Here is an 18,046-nt window from a genome sequence, read left to right on the forward strand (position 1 = left end):
TATAGCTCTTTAAAAATGACGAAGCTTGCGCTTCATTCAAAAATTGTAAAACTTATTTTTGCCTCATCGTTCAGTTTTCAAAGTTCGTCTGCCGCTCTTAGCGACTCATTAATAATAGCACCTGCTCTACTATTCGTCAACTATAAAAATAAAATATTTTAAAAGAATAAAAACGTGGTGTGTTCTCGGTCGCCACTATATAGAAGAAACACACCACAGATCATTGGAATGCAATGATTCGAACTTCATCTAAACGAGTCAAATCGTACATTTCTTGCGTCGGTTCAGATATGACAATCGGTTGTTCGACGTTCGGTGTATAGTTACGGATTGTACCTCGAACCCCACTACTCAACAACACGGTTCGACCGACTTCATAAAATCCAAGCAATGTCGCCAAAAGGGTAAGTGCTTCCCCATCGTAAGCTTCATTTTGCCACATATAGAAATATGCCTCTTCCGGTGTCAAAGCGTCTCGAAACGTTCGTGGGGCTGTCAACTGACAAAATCGATCTGCCACAATGAACAGCGGCGAGGCCGGATGGAGCGACCGCTCCTCGAGACGATTCGGAAAGCCAGAACCATCAAGACGCTCATGGTGTTCCGCAACCAATTTACTGACGCGCTGGCGCAACGTCTGATCTTGAGGCAACATCGCCATCGATACGAGTGGATGTTGATACAATAACTCTCGTTCCATTTTTGTGAAATAACGCATATGCGACCATTTTCGAATTTTTGCGTAGCTGGCGTCTGCAAAATACGAGGCGATGCCGTAGTCGAACTGGAGTCGATGTTCATCCCCCCGATACTTGGACAAGGTCCTTGCAACGAGTGCACGATAAATCGCATGATGAATGACGTGATTTTTTCGAAGTGGTTGTTTCGTGAAAAATGTAACGATAGCTGATAATGGATAATCACGACGAAACAATTGATGGATAAACTCTAAGGCTTCATAGGGATTCGGAGCAATCCGTTCCTCCCATTGATTATAGTGACGTTCATATTGGAGGATCTTCTCACACAAATCGCGTTCTTCTTCTTGCGTGAAGCGACGACGTTCCACAGGAGCAACTTCAATCGTCTCCACCTTTAAAAACCGAAGCAAGCGTAAATGTTCATTCGTCAGTCTAATGCCAGCCTCTAATGAAGAGACCGCTGTTTTTAGGACCATCCCTACGTGAACGTTTGAAATAGCGAGTCGCATGCTCATCCCTCCTGATCGTATGAAAACAGGTCGAACGGAAGCCCCGTTCGACCTGTTTCGCCTTATTCGGTCACTTCAGACGATAGGTCGGTTTCTGGTGCTTCACCATCAAATCCATTCTCCATCTCATCTGCTGATTCCTCTTCTAGCTCATCTTTTTTCAATTTTGCGATGGTCGCTAAGCGATCGCCGTCCTCGATGTTCATGACTTTCACGCCGCGCGTACTGCGACCCATTTGTGAAATCGTCTGTGCGTCAATTCGAATGGCGACACCAAGCTCGGTCATGAGCATGATATCGTCGTCCTCATCCACGACTCGCATACCGACGACGGTACCGCGGTCGGTCTTGATTCCGATGATTCCAGAACCACCTCGACCTTGCGTACGGAATTGCTCCATTGCGGTACGTTTTCCGTAACCTTTTTCCGTGATGATCAATACGTCTTGTGTCGGTCGTACGATTTCCATCGAGACAACTTGATCATCGTCCTTTTTCAATCGGATGGCACGAACGCCGCGAGCTGTACGGCCCATCGAACGCACTTCCCCTTCAAGTGGGAAACGAATCGACATCCCTTCACGCGTCACAATCAACATTTCGTCGTCGCTCTTCGCGAGACGAACGGTGACGAGTTCATCGGTGTCATTCAAACTGATGGCACGAAGTCCATTTTTATTGATGCGGGCATACGCCGAGAGCGGTGAACGTTTAACGAGTCCTTGTTTCGTAATGAATACGAGCGACAATTGCTCATCCGCCACTTCCGCTTCCGAGTCTTCAGTGCCATCCTCGACGATGGCCTTGTCCGCCAAGTAACTCTGGAAATCGACCGGAATCATCGTTTCGACTTTCTCGCCTTTATCGACTTGGAGCAAGTTGATAATCGGCATCCCTTTCGCAGTCCGGCTCATCTCAGGAATCTCATAGCCTTTCAAGCGGAAGACACGGCCGAAATTCGTAAAGAAGAGAATCGTATCATGCGTAGATGCAGACAAAAGACGTAACACGAAGTCTTCATCGTTCGTGCCCATTCCTTGTTTCCCTCGTCCACCACGGCGTTGCGTACGATATGAGTCACTCGGGATCGACTTGATGTATCCTTCACTCGTAAGTGTGATCATCATGTCACGGACCGGAATCAAATCTTCATCTTCGAGTTCGATGATGTCCGTACGGATTACCGTCCGACGTGGATCGCCGTAACGCTCTTTGATTTCTGTCAATTCGTTGCGGATGATTTGGAGCAAGAGCTCTTCGTCCCCTAAAATGGCACGAAGTTCTTCGATCAAGGCACGAATCTCACGATACTCGCCTTCGATTTTCTCACGCTCAAGTCCAGTCAAACGTTGAAGACGCATATCGAGAATCGCTTGTGTCTGCTCGGTCGATAACCCGAAACGGGCAATCAACTTCTCGCGAGCCTCGTCACCGGTCCGTGTACTACGGATGATGGCGATGACTTCGTCCAAATGATCGAGTGCCACGCGCAATCCTTCAAGGATGTGCGCACGTGCCTCAGCCTTGTCGAGGTCGAATTGTGTCCGGCGACGAACGACTTCTTTTTGGTGCTCGATATAGTAATAAATCGCCTGCTTCAAGTTGAGTGTCTTCGGTCGACCGCCGACGAGGGCGAGCATGTTGACACCAAACGTCGTTTGCATCGGCGTCTGTTTGTACAAGTTGTTCAAAATGACGCTGGCATTCGCATCGCGGCGTACTTCGATGACGACACGCATCCCGTTACGGTCTGATTCGTCACGAAGGTCGGTGATGCCTTCGATTTTCTTGTCGCGTACCAAATCGGCAATCTTTTCGACGAGGCGCGCTTTGTTCACTTGATACGGGATTTCATGAACGAGAATGCGCTCACGGCCATTTTTCAACACTTCGATCTCAGCTTTGGCACGCATCGTGATCGATCCACGACCCGTCTCATAGGCACGGCGAATTCCGCTACGTCCTAAAATCTCACCAGCTGTCGGGAAATCAGGACCAGGAATATGCTGCATCAACTCAGAAATCGTGATATCCGGATTATGCGTCAATGCAAGCACCCCATCAATCACTTCGTTCAAGTTATGCGGCGGTACGTTCGTGGCCATCCCGACTGCAATCCCGCTCGTCCCGTTGACCAAGAAGTTCGGGAACCGGGCAGGCATGACGACCGGTTCTTTCTCTTCCCCGTCAAAGTTCGGTTGGTAATCGATTGTATTCTTCCCGATATCACGGACGAGTTCCATCGCGATTTTCGACATCCGCGCTTCTGTGTAACGCATCGCTGCCGCCGAGTCACCGTCGACAGAACCAAAGTTTCCGTGGCCATCTACGAGTTCGTAACGGTAACTAAAGTCTTGCGCCATCCGAACCATCGTCTCGTAAACGGCAGAGTCACCGTGTGGGTGATACTTACCGATAACGTCACCGACAACACGCGCCGACTTCTTATGAGGCTTATCGGCACGAATCCCAAGCTCGTTCATCGCATAAAGAATGCGGCGGTGAACCGGCTTCAGACCGTCTCGTACATCTGGGAGGGCACGTGATACGATTACGCTCATCGCATAGTCCATGAACGAGGTGCGCATCTCTTGGCTAATATTTATATCCTTGATATTTTCTTGTTCTGCCATTCGTTATTGCCTACCCTTCTTTTTAAATATCGAGGTTTTTCACGTAATGCGCATGTGATTGGATGAAGTCACGTCGCGGCTCGACATTGTCACCCATGAGTGTTTCAAAGATCTCATCCGCCTCAATGGCGTCTTGAAGGTCGACACGAAGCATCGAGCGTGTCTCTGGATTCATCGTCGTGCTCCACAGTTGTTCAGGGTCCATCTCACCGAGACCTTTGTAACGCTGTACACTGTAACGAGCATTTTCTGGAAGCTGTTTAATCGCTTCTTGCAGTTCCCGTTCATTTTGGACGTAGGTGACGTCTTTTCCGTGCTTCAAGCCGTAAAGTGGCGGTTGCGCGATATACACATAGCCGCTTTCAACGAGCGGACGCATGTAACGGTAGAAGAACGTCAAGAGCAGTGTCCGAATGTGGGCTCCATCGACGTCGGCATCGGTCATGATAATCAATTTATGGTACCGCGCCTTCGCGAGATCGAACTCTTCCGCGATCCCAGTCCCGAGCGCCGTAATAATTGTACGAACTTCTTGGTTGGCTAAAATCTTATCGAGTCTCGCTTTTTCGACGTTGATGATTTTACCTCGAATCGGCAAGATCGCTTGGAAGTGACGATCGCGACCTGATTTTGCAGAGCCACCGGCCGAGTCACCCTCAACGATGTACAATTCAGACTTCGATGCATCTTTCGATGAACAGTCTGCTAGTTTCCCAGGCAATGAACTGACTTCGAGGATTCCTTTTCGGCGAGTCATTTCACGAGCACGTTTCGCTGCGAGACGAGCACGTGCCGCCATTAAACCTTTGTCGACAATCAATCGCCCGACAGACGGGTTCTCAAGCAAGAACTGCTCAAACGTGTCTGTGAAGAGCGAGTCTGTCGCTGTACGAGCGTCAGCGTTGCCGAGCTTTGTCTTCGTTTGACCCTCGAACTGTGGCGATGGGTGTTTGACCGAGACAATCGCCGTCAATCCTTCACGTACGTCATCCCCTGACAAGCTACCATCGGCTTCTTTCATGAGACCGAAGCGTTTTGCATAGTCGTTGATCGAACGAGTGAGTGCCGTTTTGAACCCTGTCTCGTGCGTTCCGCCCTCGTGGGTCGGAATGTTGTTCGTGAATGAATAGATGTTGCTCGCAAATCCTTCGTTGTACTGAAGCGCGATCTCAACTTCAATCCCATCCTTCGTGCCATGTACATAGACAGGCTCATCGTGGATTGAGGCTTTTGAGCGGTTCAAGTGTTCAACGTATGACTTGATCCCGCCCTCATAATGATAGTTGCGTTCAATCGTCTCATCACTGCGCTCGTCTTTTGCGACGATGCGAAGCCCTTTGTTCAGGAAGGCAAGTTCGCGCAGACGTGTGGCGAGTAAATCAAAATCGTATTCGAGCGTCTCCTCAAAGATATCGCCGTCCGGGAAGAAACGGACAGTCGTACCCGTCGTATCAGTCGTACCAACAATTTCGAGTTCTCCTTGTGGAACACCGCGTTTGAATGATTGGTAGTAGACGTTGCCGTTACGGCGAACGAACACTTCAAGTTTCGTCGACAAGGCGTTAACGACCGAGGCCCCGACGCCGTGCAAACCGCCTGAGACTTTATATCCGCCACCACCGAATTTACCTCCGGCGTGAAGGACCGTGAAAATGACTTCAACGGCTGGACGTCCCGTTTTCTTTTGAACATCGACCGGGATGCCTCGCCCGTTGTCTTCAACGACGACTGAGTTACCCGGCTCGACCGTGACCGTAATCGTGTCACAGTGTCCCGCGAGTGCTTCGTCAATCGAGTTATCGACGATTTCCCATACTAAGTGATGGAGTCCTCGTGAGCTCGTCGAACCGATATACATCCCCGGGCGTTTGCGAACAGCTTCTAACCCTTCAAGTACTTGAATCTGATCGGCACCATAATCTTGCATTTGTTTTTCGTTTTCGTTACTCATCGGTTTCATTCACCTACTATACATGAATTGGTGTTCATATGGATTGGTCTTACTTCATACAGATTCTGTTTCAACTTCGCCCTGTTTCACGTGAAACACCTTTGCTTGTTGAATCGTTTCGTGAGCGATCCCATCAATATTGGTTGTCGTGATAATCGTTTGGACTTTTTGGCCCATCGTATCGAGCAGATGGGTTTGGCGATGGTCGTCTAATTCAGATAACACGTCATCTAACAAGAGCAGCGGATATTCCCCGACCTCTTCGTGAATCAGTTCAATCTCCGCTAGCTTTAAAGACAAAGCCGCTGTGCGCTGCTGACCTTGCGAACCGAACGTTTGGACATTGCGATTGTTGACGTACAACTCAAAATCATCTCGATGCGGACCAAATAACGTCACACCTCGTCTTCGTTCGTTCTCTCTTATTTTATCAAACTTTCGACGATACGTTTCAAACATCGCATCTTTTGGGTAACGTTCTTTTTGGAATGTATCCGATACGTACTGAATCGTCAGTGTCTCCAAGTTTCGCGTGATGCCGGCGTGAATCGGCCCGGCCCATTTTTCGAGTTGATCGATGAAACGATGGCGCCGTGAAACGATTTTCACCGCAAGTTCAATCATTTGATCGGTGAGTACCTCGAGCAGTGTCTCATCCCCGCCTTTGATTGAGAGCTGTTTCAACAGGGCGTTTCGTTGCTTTAGCGTCTTCAAGTACTGGTTTAATTCATGTAGATAAACAGGACTCACTTGCCCGATCTCCATATCTAAAAACCGACGTCGTCCTTGCGGGCTGCCTTTGACGATGGCGAGGTCTTCTGGTGCGAACAGTACGACGTTGAAGGCCCCGACGTAGTCGCTGAGACGACGTTGTTCGAGATGGTTCAATTTCGCTTTTTTCCCTTTCGGTGAAAACGTGAGCGATTGGACCGTCTCACCGGTCCGTTTATGAATCCGCCCTTCGACCATCGCAGCATCCGCTTCCCAGCCGATCAGTTCACGGTCTTGCGTCGTCCGATGTGACTTCGCGAGCGCAAGTACGTAAATCGATTCGAGTAGATTCGTTTTCCCTTGGGCATTTTCCCCGATGAGAACGTTCGTCTGTTCTGAAAAATCTAGCTCGAGGGTTTCGTAGTTGCGGTAGTTTTGCAATCGGATCGACTTTAAGTGCACGTTAGTTCCCCTCGATTTGGAAGTCTCCGAAGCCTTCGACTTCGATCGTATCCCCATCCCGTAGTTTCCGTCCGCGACGTTGATCGACCTCGCCGTTCACTTTAATCTGAACGTCCTCTAAAAAGAACTTCGCTTGGCCTCCGCTTGAAATAATATCAGCCAACTTCAAAAATTGTCCGAGTGTTACATACTCGGTTGTAATCGACACTTTTTGCATGTCGTCACTTCCTTTCTTTCATACTTAGTACAAAAAATCGCCATACTTATTAGTTTATCGAAAAACGTCGAATAAGGCAAAAACGGGGATGATAAGGTGAAACACCTCATCATCCCCGAATCCGCTCCGTCAGATTTAAGACGTACGGACTGGCAAGATCAACTGAAGGACGCTATCCTGTTCGACCGGACGCAAGATGAACGGTCGCATCGAACCCGTAAACTGGATTTCGATTTCTGAAGCATCAAGCGCACGGAGTGCATCCATCACAAATTTAGAGTTGAATGAAATTTTTAACTCTTCTCCTTCAAGCGACAGGATGCTGACGCGTTCTGACACTTTCCCGACTTCTGGAGAGTGGGACGAAACTTCAACCGTCGTCGCTTCTTCCGCGACAAATTTAATGACGTTGTTGCGGTCGGCCCGGGCGAGCAGCGAGGCTCGGTCAATTGCCTGCAAGAAATCTTTAGCGTTCAAACGGACCGCTGTCCGGTATTCTTCCGGAATCAAACGTGATGTGTCCGGGTACGCCCCGTCTAAGAGACGTGAGAAGAACGAGATGTTTTTCATTCGGAATAAAATTTGTTGATCCGTCAAAACAATCTCGACTGGCAATTCTTCGCGGTCGAGCAATTTAGCGAGCTCGTTCAATGAGCGGCCCGGTACGACAACGTTTTGGAACGTCAAATCGTTGTCGGTCTCGAACCGTGCCCGACGGAGGGCTAAACGGTGGCTATCCGTGGCGACACAAGTCAAAAATCCTTTTTCAGCTGAGAAGTTGACCCCTGTAAGAACGGGACGTGTCTCTTGAGCTGATACAGCGAAGCTCGTCTGGCGGATGATTGTCTTCAACAAATCAGCCGGCAAGTAAAAACGACGCTCGCTTGAAAGCTCAGGAAGACGTGGGTATTCATCTGGGTCGAGTCCGTTCAAGTGGAATTCGGCTTGTCCTGACTCAATCCGCGTCATAAAGTTTGGAGACACTTCAAGTGTCACTTCATTCGTCGGCAACTTTTTAACAATTTCGCCAAGGAAGCGTGCATTGAGCACGACGCTGCCTGCTCGTTGGATTTGAATGAGTTCGATTCCGCCTTCTTCAATCGGGATTAAGCGTTCGATTGAAATCTCGGTATCACTTCCTGTGAGTGTCAACCCATCGGCATGAGCCTCAAGCTTTAAACCTGTGAGGATTGGAATCGTCGTTCTAGAAGCAACGGCCTTCGATACGTCTTGTACGGCTTGCATGAATACATCTCGCTGAATCGTTAAGTGCATGTGGATAATTCCTCCTAAGTGAACTGAGTCATATAGTTTAATAATAATAGTATTATTTAAGTCATAATAGTAATAAGGGCTGTGGATACTGGGGATAAGTCACTTGAACCACTGGTGTTGAGCCATTCTGCCTGTGAATAACATGTGGATAACTATGTGGGTTTATCCACAGGATATCCACAGCGAAACACAAGACGTTAGGACAAAGCCTTCTTTAGTGTCTGAATCGTCTCTTGCATCTCTGGATCATGCTTGAGTAACGTACTAATTTTCTCATGAGCGTGGATAACTGTCGTATGATCACGTCCGCCGAACTCTTCTCCTATCTTAGGAAGCGAGCTTTCCGTCATCTCACGGGACAAGTACATCGCGATTTGACGAGGGAATGCGAGCGTCTTCGTCCGTTTCTTCGCTTTCAGCTCGTCTACTTCAATATTAAAGTGACGACCGACGATCTCTTGAATGTCACGAATGACGATTTTCTTCGCTTCTTGGACCGGCATGATATTGTGCAACGCTTCGGCAGCGACATCCGGATCAATCGGACGACCGACGAGTTTGGCGTAGGCGACGACGCGCGTCAACGCCCCTTCGAGCTCACGAATGTTCGTGTCGATTTGATTGGCGATGTACAGCATGACGTCGTTCGCGATATCAAGCCCTTCTGCTGTCGCCTTCTTACGTAAGATGGCAATCCGCGTTTCGAGGTCAGGCGGTGTGATATCTGTGATAAGACCCCATTCGAACCGCGAACGAAGACGATCTTCGAGCGTCGGGATCTCTTTAGGCGGTCGGTCGCTAGAAATCACAATCTGTTTCTGGTCGTTATGAAGCGCATTGAACGTATGGAAGAACTCTTCCTGCGTCTGCTCTTTACCGGCCAAGAACTGAATGTCATCAATCAAGAGGACATCGATGTTCCGATAACGGTTACGGAACTCTTCGGTCTTATTGTCACGAATCGAGTTGATGAACTCATTTGTGAACTTTTCAGATGATACGTAAGCAATTCGTGCGCCAGGCTTTTGCCCTTTCACGTAATGCCCAATCGCATGCATCAAATGTGTCTTGCCGAGTCCGACTCCCCCATAAATGAAGAGCGGGTTATAGGCACGGGCCGGAGCTTCCGCCACGGCGAGCGAGGCGGCATGGGCAAACCGGTTTCCGGAGCCGATGACAAATGTCTCGAAAATGTATTTGTCATTCAGTTGTCCGAGGTTCCCTTCCTCTTTTGGCAGTACTGGAAGCGGCTGTTCTTTCATTTCTGTGGCAGCAATCGTTTCTTTCGATCCATCCGCAGGTGCATACTTGTGTGCTTGCGACTCCTCGATAAAATGAATCTCAAGCTTGTTGTTTGTCACTTCTTCAATCGTATCTTGTAACAATGACAAGTACTGACGTTCAAGCCAAGTCACAATGAAACTGGCTGGCGCGGATACGACGAGCGTCGTCCCCATCAACGAAATTCCTTCTGTTGATTTCAACCACATATCAAAGCTGGCTTTTGGCGTTCGTTCCTCTTCTTCAATCAGAGATAAAACATTTCTCCAAATCTCGCGAGCATTCTTCAATGAAAGACCTCCTTTACTCACATGTTGGCGAAACTTATTCACACGATATACACATTCACTATTCTATAGTAGATACTAGGGTTATCCCCAGAGAACAAAAACTGTGGATAACGTTATCCACATGGTGTTGATGTTGGGGATAACAGTTATCCACAGCCTGTGTATATCTTGGAATTGCTAAAAGTTCATCCACAAGTTTGTGCACATTCAGTTTATCAAAATAAAATAGACGTGGCAACGGTTTTTGATATTTATCCACAGACGACCAAAAGAATCCACAGGCAGTTATCCACATGCTGTGTACAGTGTGGATAAACTGTGGATATGTTGTGGATAATTGTTAGTAAGGAAAGTTGTGGTCAGAAAAGTTATACACAAAAGAGGAAGAAGGAATGGAGAAAAATATTTTTTTAAGAGAAGAAAATGAAAAATTAAAAAACGGTATGCTTAATTTGTTGAAAAAGAAGGAGTTATTCACATATAAGTGTGGATAACTCTTGGGATATGTGGATAAAATGGCTTAAGACAGCTGTTTGTAAAAAAGTCACTGTAAGATTGTTAATTCTCGATGTTACTTAACGCTTCCGTTTCTTCTAAATCGTGCCATCAAGAGATCGTCTTCTCCTCCCCTGGCAATTGATTTCGCCCTAATGGAAAACCTAACGAAAATTCATTGACAATCTGGGGAACTGTTTATATAATCTTAAAGACTGCCTTAAATGAAACTATAACTTGCTAATAGAGCGTTAACCTTGAGGAGGTGCTTTAACCATGAAACCAACTTTCAATCCTAACAACCGTAAGCGTAAGAAAGTCCACGGATTCCGTGCTCGCATGGCGACTAAAAACGGCCGCAACATTCTTGCAGCTCGCCGTCGTAAAGGCCGCAAAGCCTTGACTGTCTAATAAAGATCATGAGATTGCCCGAGGATTTTTCCTTGGGCAATCTTTTTTTATATCGTCACAGAAGTCACACAAACGGACGGAAAAAGCTGATTCGCCCTCGTTGAAACGAATGGGATATGGTATGATGTTAGTTGACGATTTTTGAAGTGAAGGATGGAGTGAGAATTTTGAAAAAAGAATACCGCCTGCAAAAGAATGAAGAGTTCCAAGCGGTGTTTCGTGAAGGACGCTCCGTGGCCAATCGTCAGTTTGTCGTCTACACGCAAAAAGCGGATCAAGCGCACTTCCGGGTCGGACTTTCGGTCAGTAAAAAGCTTGGAAATGCCGTGGAACGAAACCGGATGAAACGATTGATGCGTGAATCACTTCGCTTGCTCGAACCAAACGTGGCTCCGCACAATTACGTCATCATTGCGCGCAAACCTGCGACGTCCCTTACACAAGATGAAGTGACAGAAAGCTTGAAACACGTCTTTAAACGGGCTAAAGTTTGGAAGCAGAGACAAGTCGATCGATCGTAACAATCCGAGCTCGTTCTTTCATATATAACGCGAACTAATTAGGATTGACCGATAGACGTGTGATGAAACAAAAGAATCGATAAAGAAAGCGTAGGAGGAACTATGAGCAAAAAGCTAAAATTAGGATTGTTGGCCGTCATGACCGGCGTCATCATGTTGATGGCTGGTTGTGTCGACCCATCGACGATCCAAGGAGAGCCGATCACGGCTGAGACGGAAGGCTTCTGGTCGAAATACTTTGTTTGGCCATTGGCATGGTTGTTGAAAGAAGCGGCTTACTTAATCGGTGGGACGTGGCAGTACGGATACTCGATCATCGTTGCGACGATTATCGTTCGTCTCTTGATTTTACCGCTTATGATCAAGCAGACGAAGAGCATGGGTGCGATGCAAGTGTTGCAACCGGAAATGCTCAAGCTTCGTGAGAAGTACAGCTCGAAAGACCAAGAGACGCAACGCAAGCTTCAAGAAGAAATGATGAAGATGTATCAAGAGTATCAAATCAACCCGCTCGCGGGCTGCTTGCCAATCTTGATTCAAATGCCGATCCTCTTCGCGTTCTACGATGCGATCCGTCGGACACCTGAAATCTTTGAAGCGCAGTTCCTTTGGTTCGACCTCGGAGCACCAGATCCGACGTTCATCTTGCCGATTCTCGCGGCAATCTTGACGTTTGCACAGCAAAAAATTTCAATGGCGGGCCAAGAACAAAACCCACAATTGAAAATGATGCTCTACATCTTCCCGGTGATGATCTTCGTCATGTCGATTACCCTTCCGGCTGCCCTCTCGATGTACTGGGTCGTCGGTTACATCATCTCGATCATCGTGACGATGGCAATCATGCTCCCGATGCGTGAGAAGATGAAAGTTCAAGCTGAAGCGAAGATTGCGGCGAAAGAAGCAGAACGTGCCGCGCTTGCTGAAGAAGAGAAGAAGACGAAAAAGAAAAAACGTAAATAAATCCTAAGGCTGTGGATAACCAATCCACAGCCTTTTTTTGTCGCTTCGGATGGATAAGGGCCGAATACGGGAATAAAGGAAGAAGTGGTCTACTTCGTTACATCGGAAAGGGGTCTTTCAAATGGAGACGCTTATCAAACGGTTGGAACGGTCGACATTCATTCAGGCAGCACTTTATGTCATCATCGGTTTACTCATCATCTTATATCCACGTTTCTTTTTTGATGCGATTGTCTATGTGGTCGCTGCTTATTTTGCCATCATCGGTCTAATCGCCATCGTTCAAGGGTTGCGCCACAAACGAAACGGCCTCCCACCCGGCTTTTTTATGGGAATCATCTATCTATTGATCGCCTTGATCGTCTTTTTCTTCGCCGAGACGTTAGCGAGCCTGCTTCCAATCTTCATCGGTGCCCTCTTCTTGTTCGGGGGGATCATCCGGTTGATTCAAGCCGTCGGATTTCGCCGGACGATCGCCAATCGGTGGATGTACTTCATGCTGAGCAGTCTATTGTGGATTGGGATTGGCCTGCTCATGTTGGCGAACCCGTTCGATAGCCTGCTCGTCTTGTTCCAATTGTTCGGCGGTTTTCTCATCGCCGTCGGGGTGATCGAATGGGTGCTCTATTTCACGCTCCGCTCGTCGAGACGTCAGCAAGCATAAACGAAAGCCGCTCACATCAGGAGCGGCTTTTTTCACGGATGACGAGTCGGTCCAAAAACGGACGAATCACTTCGAACGCAACGGTCGTCTCGAAGAAGGGACGCTCGGCTTCGAGACGGGAGATATACCAGCGAGCGGCTGTCGCATGATGGTCGGGTGTCAACGCTTCATAAAAGGTCCGGATTTCAATCCGCTGCCGGGCGGCCACGTCTTTCAACCCGAGTGCGGCCCGTTCGGGTTCGTAATGAGCGGCAAGTGCGTAAGCGAAATGACTCATGCCTTGCCGGAGCATCTCGACGGCCCAGACATCGTTGCCGCGGTCACGGGCTTTCGTATATTGGAAAAAGAACCAAATCGCATCAAACACGTGTCCGCTCAAATCTTCAACCGATAAAGTGAGCGAACTCGGGTGATGTTGCAGTCGGTGTTCCGGATCGTACAGCACCGTAATTGTGTCTTGATGGTTCAACGTGTCCGCCGTCACCGTGAAGAAGTCGAGATGCAAGAAATCATCATAGACGACGATCAGTTGCGGGGCCACGATATCGATTTCGTCCTCGAGCAGGATCGGGCGATATGTGGCCAGATGGTCGCGGCGGCGCGGCAAGAACTCATTCAGGCTGTCAGGGGCGACCATGACGTACAAGTCGACATCGGAATGTTCGTCCGCTTCACCACGTCCGAACGATCCTTTCAAGAAAATGGCCTGCACATCCTTGTCGGAGATGAGGCTGTCGGTCAATGTGGCGATGGCATCTTGCTGTCGCATTTCATCACGTCCTCCATGGAAATATATTCCTTTATTGTACTAAAGTAATTCCTTGAAATGCAACCGTTGCTCGAGAGGTCGGACTCTTTCGTTCGAGACAAATATCGTGTATAGTAGGTGCGTTATGCATAAGATAGAGGAAGTAGTAAGAAGTATGGGAGGGAAAGATGATGCTAGAGTTTGACACGATTACGGCGATTTCGACGCCGATGGGTGAAGGGGCAATCGGAATCGTCCGCTTGTCCGGTGACCGCGCCGTCGAGACGGTGGGCCGTGTGTTTTCTGGAAAAGATTTGACGAAAGTGGAGTCACATACGATCCATTACGGAAAATTGAAACGTCCTGGCACGGACGAGGTCGTCGATGAAGTCATGGTGAGCATCATGCGCGCACCGAAGACGTTCACGCGAGAAGACGTCGTCGAAATCAATTGCCACGGAGGAATCGTCGCGGTCAATCGTGTCCTCGAACTGATTCTTGAACAACCGGACATCCGCTTGGCAGAACCGGGCGAGTTCACGAAACGCGCCTTTTTAAATGGACGCATCGATTTGTCGCAAGCCGAGGCCGTCATGGATTTGATTCGTGCCAAAACGGATCGGGCCATGAACGTCGCCATGTCACAAATGGAAGGACGTTTGTCACGGCTTGTCCGCGAGTTGCGTCAATTGTTGCTTGAGACGATTGCGGCGGTCGAGGTCAATATCGACTACCCGGAATACGACGCCGAAGAGATGACCCAGGCCATCGTCGAAGACAAGGCGGGCGAAGTGAAGCGTGTGCTCGAGCAACTGCTTGAGACGGCGCGACAAGGGAAAATCTTGCGGGAAGGTCTCGCGACAGCGATTATCGGTCGGCCGAACGTCGGCAAGTCATCGCTCATGAACACGCTCGTTCAAGAGACGAAAGCGATTGTCACGGAAATCGCCGGCACGACGCGCGATACGATTGAAGAGTATGTGAACGTCAAAGGCGTTCCGCTCAAATTGATTGATACAGCAGGGATTCGAGAGACGGAAGACATCGTCGAGCGGATCGGTGTCGAGAAGTCACGCAAGGCGCTCACGGGCGCGGACTTGATTTTGCTCGTCTTGAACGGGCACGAAGGTCTGACTGTCGAGGATGAGGCCTTGTTTGAGGCGATTGCTGGTATGAATGCGATCATCATCATCAATAAGACGGACTTGCCACAAAGTATGGATTCTTCTAAGCTGGAGAAACTAGCGGCAGGTCGCCCAATCGTGGCGACGTCTCTCTTATTAGAAGAGGGAATCGATGCATTGGAGAATGCAATCTCGAACTTGTTCTTCGCTAAAGGCGTCGAATCACAGGATATGACATATATCTCGAACGCACGACACATTCAACTCATCAAACGGACGATCGAACAAATCGATGAGGCGCTCGGAAGTGCCGTCATGAATTTGCCGATCGATATGGTCCAAATCGATTTACGACGGGCGTGGGACACGCTCGGCGAGATCAACGGGGACACCGTTCAAGAAAGTTTGATTGATCAACTCTTTTCACAGTTTTGTCTTGGGAAATAATAAGGAGGAACAACTATGGCTTACACGGCAGGCGAGTTTGATGTCATCGTCATCGGAGCCGGTCATGCAGGGATCGAGGCCGCACTGGCGTCGGCACGCATGGGCGCGAAAACGGCGATGCTCACGATGAATCCGGATATGGTCGGATTCATGTACTGCAACCCATCGATCGGTGGTCCCGCGAAAGGGATCGTCGTTCGCGAAATCGATGCCCTCGGCGGCGAGATGGCGAAGGCGATCGATGCGACGTACATTCAAATGAAGATGCTCAACACATCAAAAGGTCCAGCAGTGCGCGCATTACGGGCGCAAGCGGACAAATTCCAATACCAAAATCATATGAAGAAAGTGCTTGAAGACGAACCGAACCTATTGCTTCGTCAAGCGCTCGTCGAACGACTTCTCATCGAAGACGGGAAAGTCGCCGGTGTCGTCACGAATACCGGTTCGGAGTACCGCTCGAAAGCGGTCATCGTCACGACGGGTACGTTCATGCGCGGTCAAATCATCATCGGCGAATTGTCGTATGAGAGCGGTCCGAACAACCAGATGCCTTCGGTCGAATTGTCGAAGCATTTAGAAGAGCTCGGGCTCGAACTCGTCCGTTTCAAAACGGGGACACCACCACGCATCGACGGCAAGACGATCGATTACTCGAAGACGGAGATTCAACCAGGGGACGACAATCCGTCGCTCTTCTCTTACACGTCGAAAGACCTCGACCCGATCGAGCAAATCCCGTGCTGGCTCACCTACACGAGCGAGCGGACACACCAATTGATCGACGAGAACTTGCACCGTTCGCCGATGTACTCGGGTGCCATCAAAGGGACGGGCCCGCGTTACTGCCCATCGATTGAAGATAAAGTCGTCCGGTTTAACGATAAACCACGTCACCAAATCTTCCTCGAGCCAGAAGGTCGCGATACGGAAGAGATTTACGTTCAAGGCTTCTCGACGAGTATGCCGGAAGACGTTCAGCATCAAATGCTCCGGACGATTCCTGGACTTGAGAACTCAGAGATGATGCGCCCTGGATATGCGATCGAGTACGATGCGGTCGTGCCGACGCAACTTTGGCCGACACTCGAAACAAAGACGGTCGGCGGATTGTTCACGGCAGGTCAAATCAACGGGACGAGCGGCTATGAAGAAGCGGCCGGACAAGGAATCATGGCCGGAATCAACGCCGCATGCCAAGTGCTCGGCAAAGAGCCAGTCATCTTGGACCGCTCACAGGCGTATATCGGCGTCTTGATTGACGACCTCGTGACGAAAGGGACGAACGAGCCGTATCGCTTGCTCACATCCCGCGCCGAGTATCGGTTGCTTTTGCGTCACGACAATGCGGACCTTCGCTTGAGCGATATCGGTCACGAAGTCGGTCTATTGTCACCAGAGCGTCATGCCCACCTTGAAGACAAACGAGTCGCGATTGCGGCAGAAGTAAAACGTCTCAACGGACTCGTCATCAAACCGTCGGCTGACGTGAACGCTGTGCTCGAAGAAGTGGGCGCGAACCCGCTCAAAGAAGCGACGCATGCCAGCATTTTATTGAAGCGGCCAGAAGTGACGTACGCGACGCTCATGCGCTTGGCACCGGCCCCGATCGAAGTGCCGTTTGAAGTGGCGGAGCAAGTCGAGATTCAAGTGAAATACGAAGGCTACATCTCGAAGCAGCTCGAGCAAGTCGAGAAGATGCGTCGGATGGAAGAAAAACGGATTCCGGAGAAACTCGATTACGATGCAATCGGTGGTCTTGCGACGGAAGCGAAACAAAAACTAAAACAAGTTCGTCCGCTCTCGATTGGACAAGCGTCACGTATTTCCGGGGTAAACCCGGCGGACGTCTCGATCCTCCTTGTCTATATCGAGCAAGGACAATACGCGACAGTGGAGTGAAACGATGAACCAATCCCAATTTATTGAGGCGCTGCAGGCAGAAGGGTTTGAATTGAGCGAGAAACAACTCGCTCAGTTCGAACTGTATTTCGAGATGCTCGTCGAGTGGAATGAGAAGATGAATTTGACGGCGATCACAGATAAGGAAGAAGTGTATTTGAAGCATTTCTATGACTCGCTCAGTGCGGCGTTCCATTTCGACTTCGCAAACGTGGATACCGTCTGTGATGTCGGTGCCGGGGCTGGATTCCCGAGTTTGCCGCTCAAAATCCTATTCCCGCACCTTCATGTAACGATTATCGACTCGCTTAACAAGCGGATCACGTTCTTGAACGAACTCGCGCTCACGCTCGGGCTAGAAGGTGTCGCGTTCCATCATGGACGCGCCGAAGAGTTTGGAAAAAATAAAAAGTTTCGTGAACAATTTGATGTCGTAACCGCCCGTGCGGTTGCCCGGATGACGGTGCTCGCCGAGTACTGTTTACCGCTCGCAAAAGTCGGCGGAGCGTTCGTAGCGCTCAAAGCAGCGAAGGTTTCTGACGAGCTTGTCGATGCGAAAAACGCCTTGGCCGTGCTCGGTGGGGAAGTAAAAACGACACACCAGTTCCTATTGCCAGGAGAGATGAGTGAGCGTAATATCGTAATTGTAGATAAATTACGAAAAACGCCTGGGAAATATCCACGTAAAGCGGGTACTCCGGCGAAAGAGCCGCTAATCTGAGCAATAGTGTTTCACGTGAA

The 18,046-nt window shown here is 49.2% G+C and carries 15 protein-coding genes; 7 read left to right on the forward strand and 8 right to left on the reverse strand.

Features of this window, described 5'->3' with window-relative positions; genetic code table 11:
• Positions 1 to 220: 220 nt before the first annotated feature.
• From KNP78_RS10185 to dnaA, 7 genes are all read right to left on the reverse strand, one after another.
• Positions 221 to 1,210, reverse strand: coding sequence for an HD-GYP domain-containing protein (locus KNP78_RS10185; protein WP_214755128.1), 990 nt, complete (start codon positions 1,208 to 1,210; stop codon positions 221 to 223).
• A 62-nt stretch (positions 1,211 to 1,272) separates the two neighbouring features.
• Positions 1,273 to 3,843: a DNA gyrase subunit A gene (gene gyrA / locus KNP78_RS10190; protein WP_034780292.1), complete on the reverse strand. Its 2,571-nt coding sequence runs from the start codon at positions 3,841 to 3,843 to the stop codon at positions 1,273 to 1,275.
• A 22-nt stretch (positions 3,844 to 3,865) separates the two neighbouring features.
• On the reverse strand, positions 3,866 to 5,794 hold the full coding sequence (gene gyrB, locus KNP78_RS10195; RefSeq protein ID WP_034780293.1) for a DNA topoisomerase (ATP-hydrolyzing) subunit B: 1,929 nt from the start codon (positions 5,792 to 5,794) through the stop codon (positions 3,866 to 3,868).
• 54 nt (positions 5,795 to 5,848) lie between these two features.
• Positions 5,849 to 6,967 (reverse strand): DNA replication/repair protein RecF, encoded by a 1,119-nt coding sequence (gene recF, locus KNP78_RS10200; RefSeq protein ID WP_214824046.1) that lies wholly within the window; start codon positions 6,965 to 6,967, stop codon positions 5,849 to 5,851.
• A 1-nt stretch (position 6,968) separates the two neighbouring features.
• Positions 6,969 to 7,184 (reverse strand): S4 domain-containing protein YaaA, encoded by a 216-nt coding sequence (yaaA, locus tag KNP78_RS10205; protein WP_034780295.1) that lies wholly within the window; start codon positions 7,182 to 7,184, stop codon positions 6,969 to 6,971.
• Between the two features lie 135 nt (positions 7,185 to 7,319).
• Positions 7,320 to 8,459: a DNA polymerase III subunit beta gene (gene dnaN / locus KNP78_RS10210; RefSeq protein ID WP_034780296.1), complete on the reverse strand. Its 1,140-nt coding sequence runs from the start codon at positions 8,457 to 8,459 to the stop codon at positions 7,320 to 7,322.
• A 197-nt stretch (positions 8,460 to 8,656) separates the two neighbouring features.
• Complete coding sequence (gene dnaA, locus KNP78_RS10215; protein WP_021067847.1) at positions 8,657 to 10,030, reverse strand: chromosomal replication initiator protein DnaA; 1,374 nt, start codon at positions 10,028 to 10,030, stop codon at positions 8,657 to 8,659.
• A 771-nt stretch (positions 10,031 to 10,801) separates the two neighbouring features.
• Here dnaA and rpmH point away from each other — a divergent pair.
• The 4 genes from rpmH to KNP78_RS10235 all read left to right on the forward strand — a co-directional run bounded on the left by rpmH (position 10,802) and on the right by KNP78_RS10235 (position 13,084).
• Positions 10,802 to 10,936 carry a 50S ribosomal protein L34 gene (gene rpmH / locus KNP78_RS10220; RefSeq protein WP_015880216.1) on the forward strand — a complete coding sequence of 45 codons (135 nt, stop codon included), beginning with the start codon at positions 10,802 to 10,804 and terminating at the stop codon, positions 10,934 to 10,936.
• 167 nt (positions 10,937 to 11,103) lie between these two features.
• Positions 11,104 to 11,457: a ribonuclease P protein component gene (gene rnpA, locus KNP78_RS10225; protein WP_034780297.1), complete on the forward strand. Its 354-nt coding sequence runs from the start codon at positions 11,104 to 11,106 to the stop codon at positions 11,455 to 11,457.
• A gap of 102 nt (positions 11,458 to 11,559) precedes the next feature.
• Positions 11,560 to 12,420, forward strand: coding sequence for a membrane protein insertase YidC (gene yidC / locus KNP78_RS10230; RefSeq protein ID WP_034780298.1), 861 nt, complete (start codon positions 11,560 to 11,562; stop codon positions 12,418 to 12,420).
• A 121-nt stretch (positions 12,421 to 12,541) separates the two neighbouring features.
• Positions 12,542 to 13,084, forward strand: coding sequence for an HdeD family acid-resistance protein (locus KNP78_RS10235; RefSeq protein WP_138860250.1), 543 nt, complete (start codon positions 12,542 to 12,544; stop codon positions 13,082 to 13,084).
• A gap of 16 nt (positions 13,085 to 13,100) precedes the next feature.
• Here KNP78_RS10235 and KNP78_RS10240 read toward each other — a convergent pair whose 3' ends face one another.
• Entirely contained in the window at positions 13,101 to 13,853 is a 753-nt protein-coding gene (locus KNP78_RS10240; protein WP_214824047.1) for a nucleotidyltransferase domain-containing protein, read from the reverse strand.
• Between the two features lie 170 nt (positions 13,854 to 14,023).
• Between KNP78_RS10240 and mnmE the strand changes: the two genes are divergently transcribed.
• From mnmE to rsmG, 3 genes are read left to right on the forward strand one after another with little or no spacing between them, the layout of a single operon-like run.
• Positions 14,024 to 15,403, forward strand: a complete 1,380-nt coding sequence (mnmE, locus tag KNP78_RS10245) for a tRNA uridine-5-carboxymethylaminomethyl(34) synthesis GTPase MnmE (RefSeq protein ID WP_214824049.1) — start codon at positions 14,024 to 14,026, stop codon at positions 15,401 to 15,403.
• Between the two features lie 15 nt (positions 15,404 to 15,418).
• Complete coding sequence (gene mnmG, locus KNP78_RS10250; RefSeq protein WP_214824051.1) at positions 15,419 to 17,305, forward strand: tRNA uridine-5-carboxymethylaminomethyl(34) synthesis enzyme MnmG; 1,887 nt, start codon at positions 15,419 to 15,421, stop codon at positions 17,303 to 17,305.
• A 4-nt stretch (positions 17,306 to 17,309) separates the two neighbouring features.
• Positions 17,310 to 18,026: a 16S rRNA (guanine(527)-N(7))-methyltransferase RsmG gene (gene rsmG, locus KNP78_RS10255; RefSeq protein WP_214824053.1), complete on the forward strand. Its 717-nt coding sequence runs from the start codon at positions 17,310 to 17,312 to the stop codon at positions 18,024 to 18,026.
• Positions 18,027 to 18,046 lie beyond the last annotated feature (20 nt).

The sequence above is a fragment of the Exiguobacterium sp. s28 genome (assembly GCF_018618135.1).
Taxonomy (GTDB): domain Bacteria; phylum Bacillota; class Bacilli; order Exiguobacteriales; family Exiguobacteriaceae; genus Exiguobacterium; species Exiguobacterium mexicanum_A.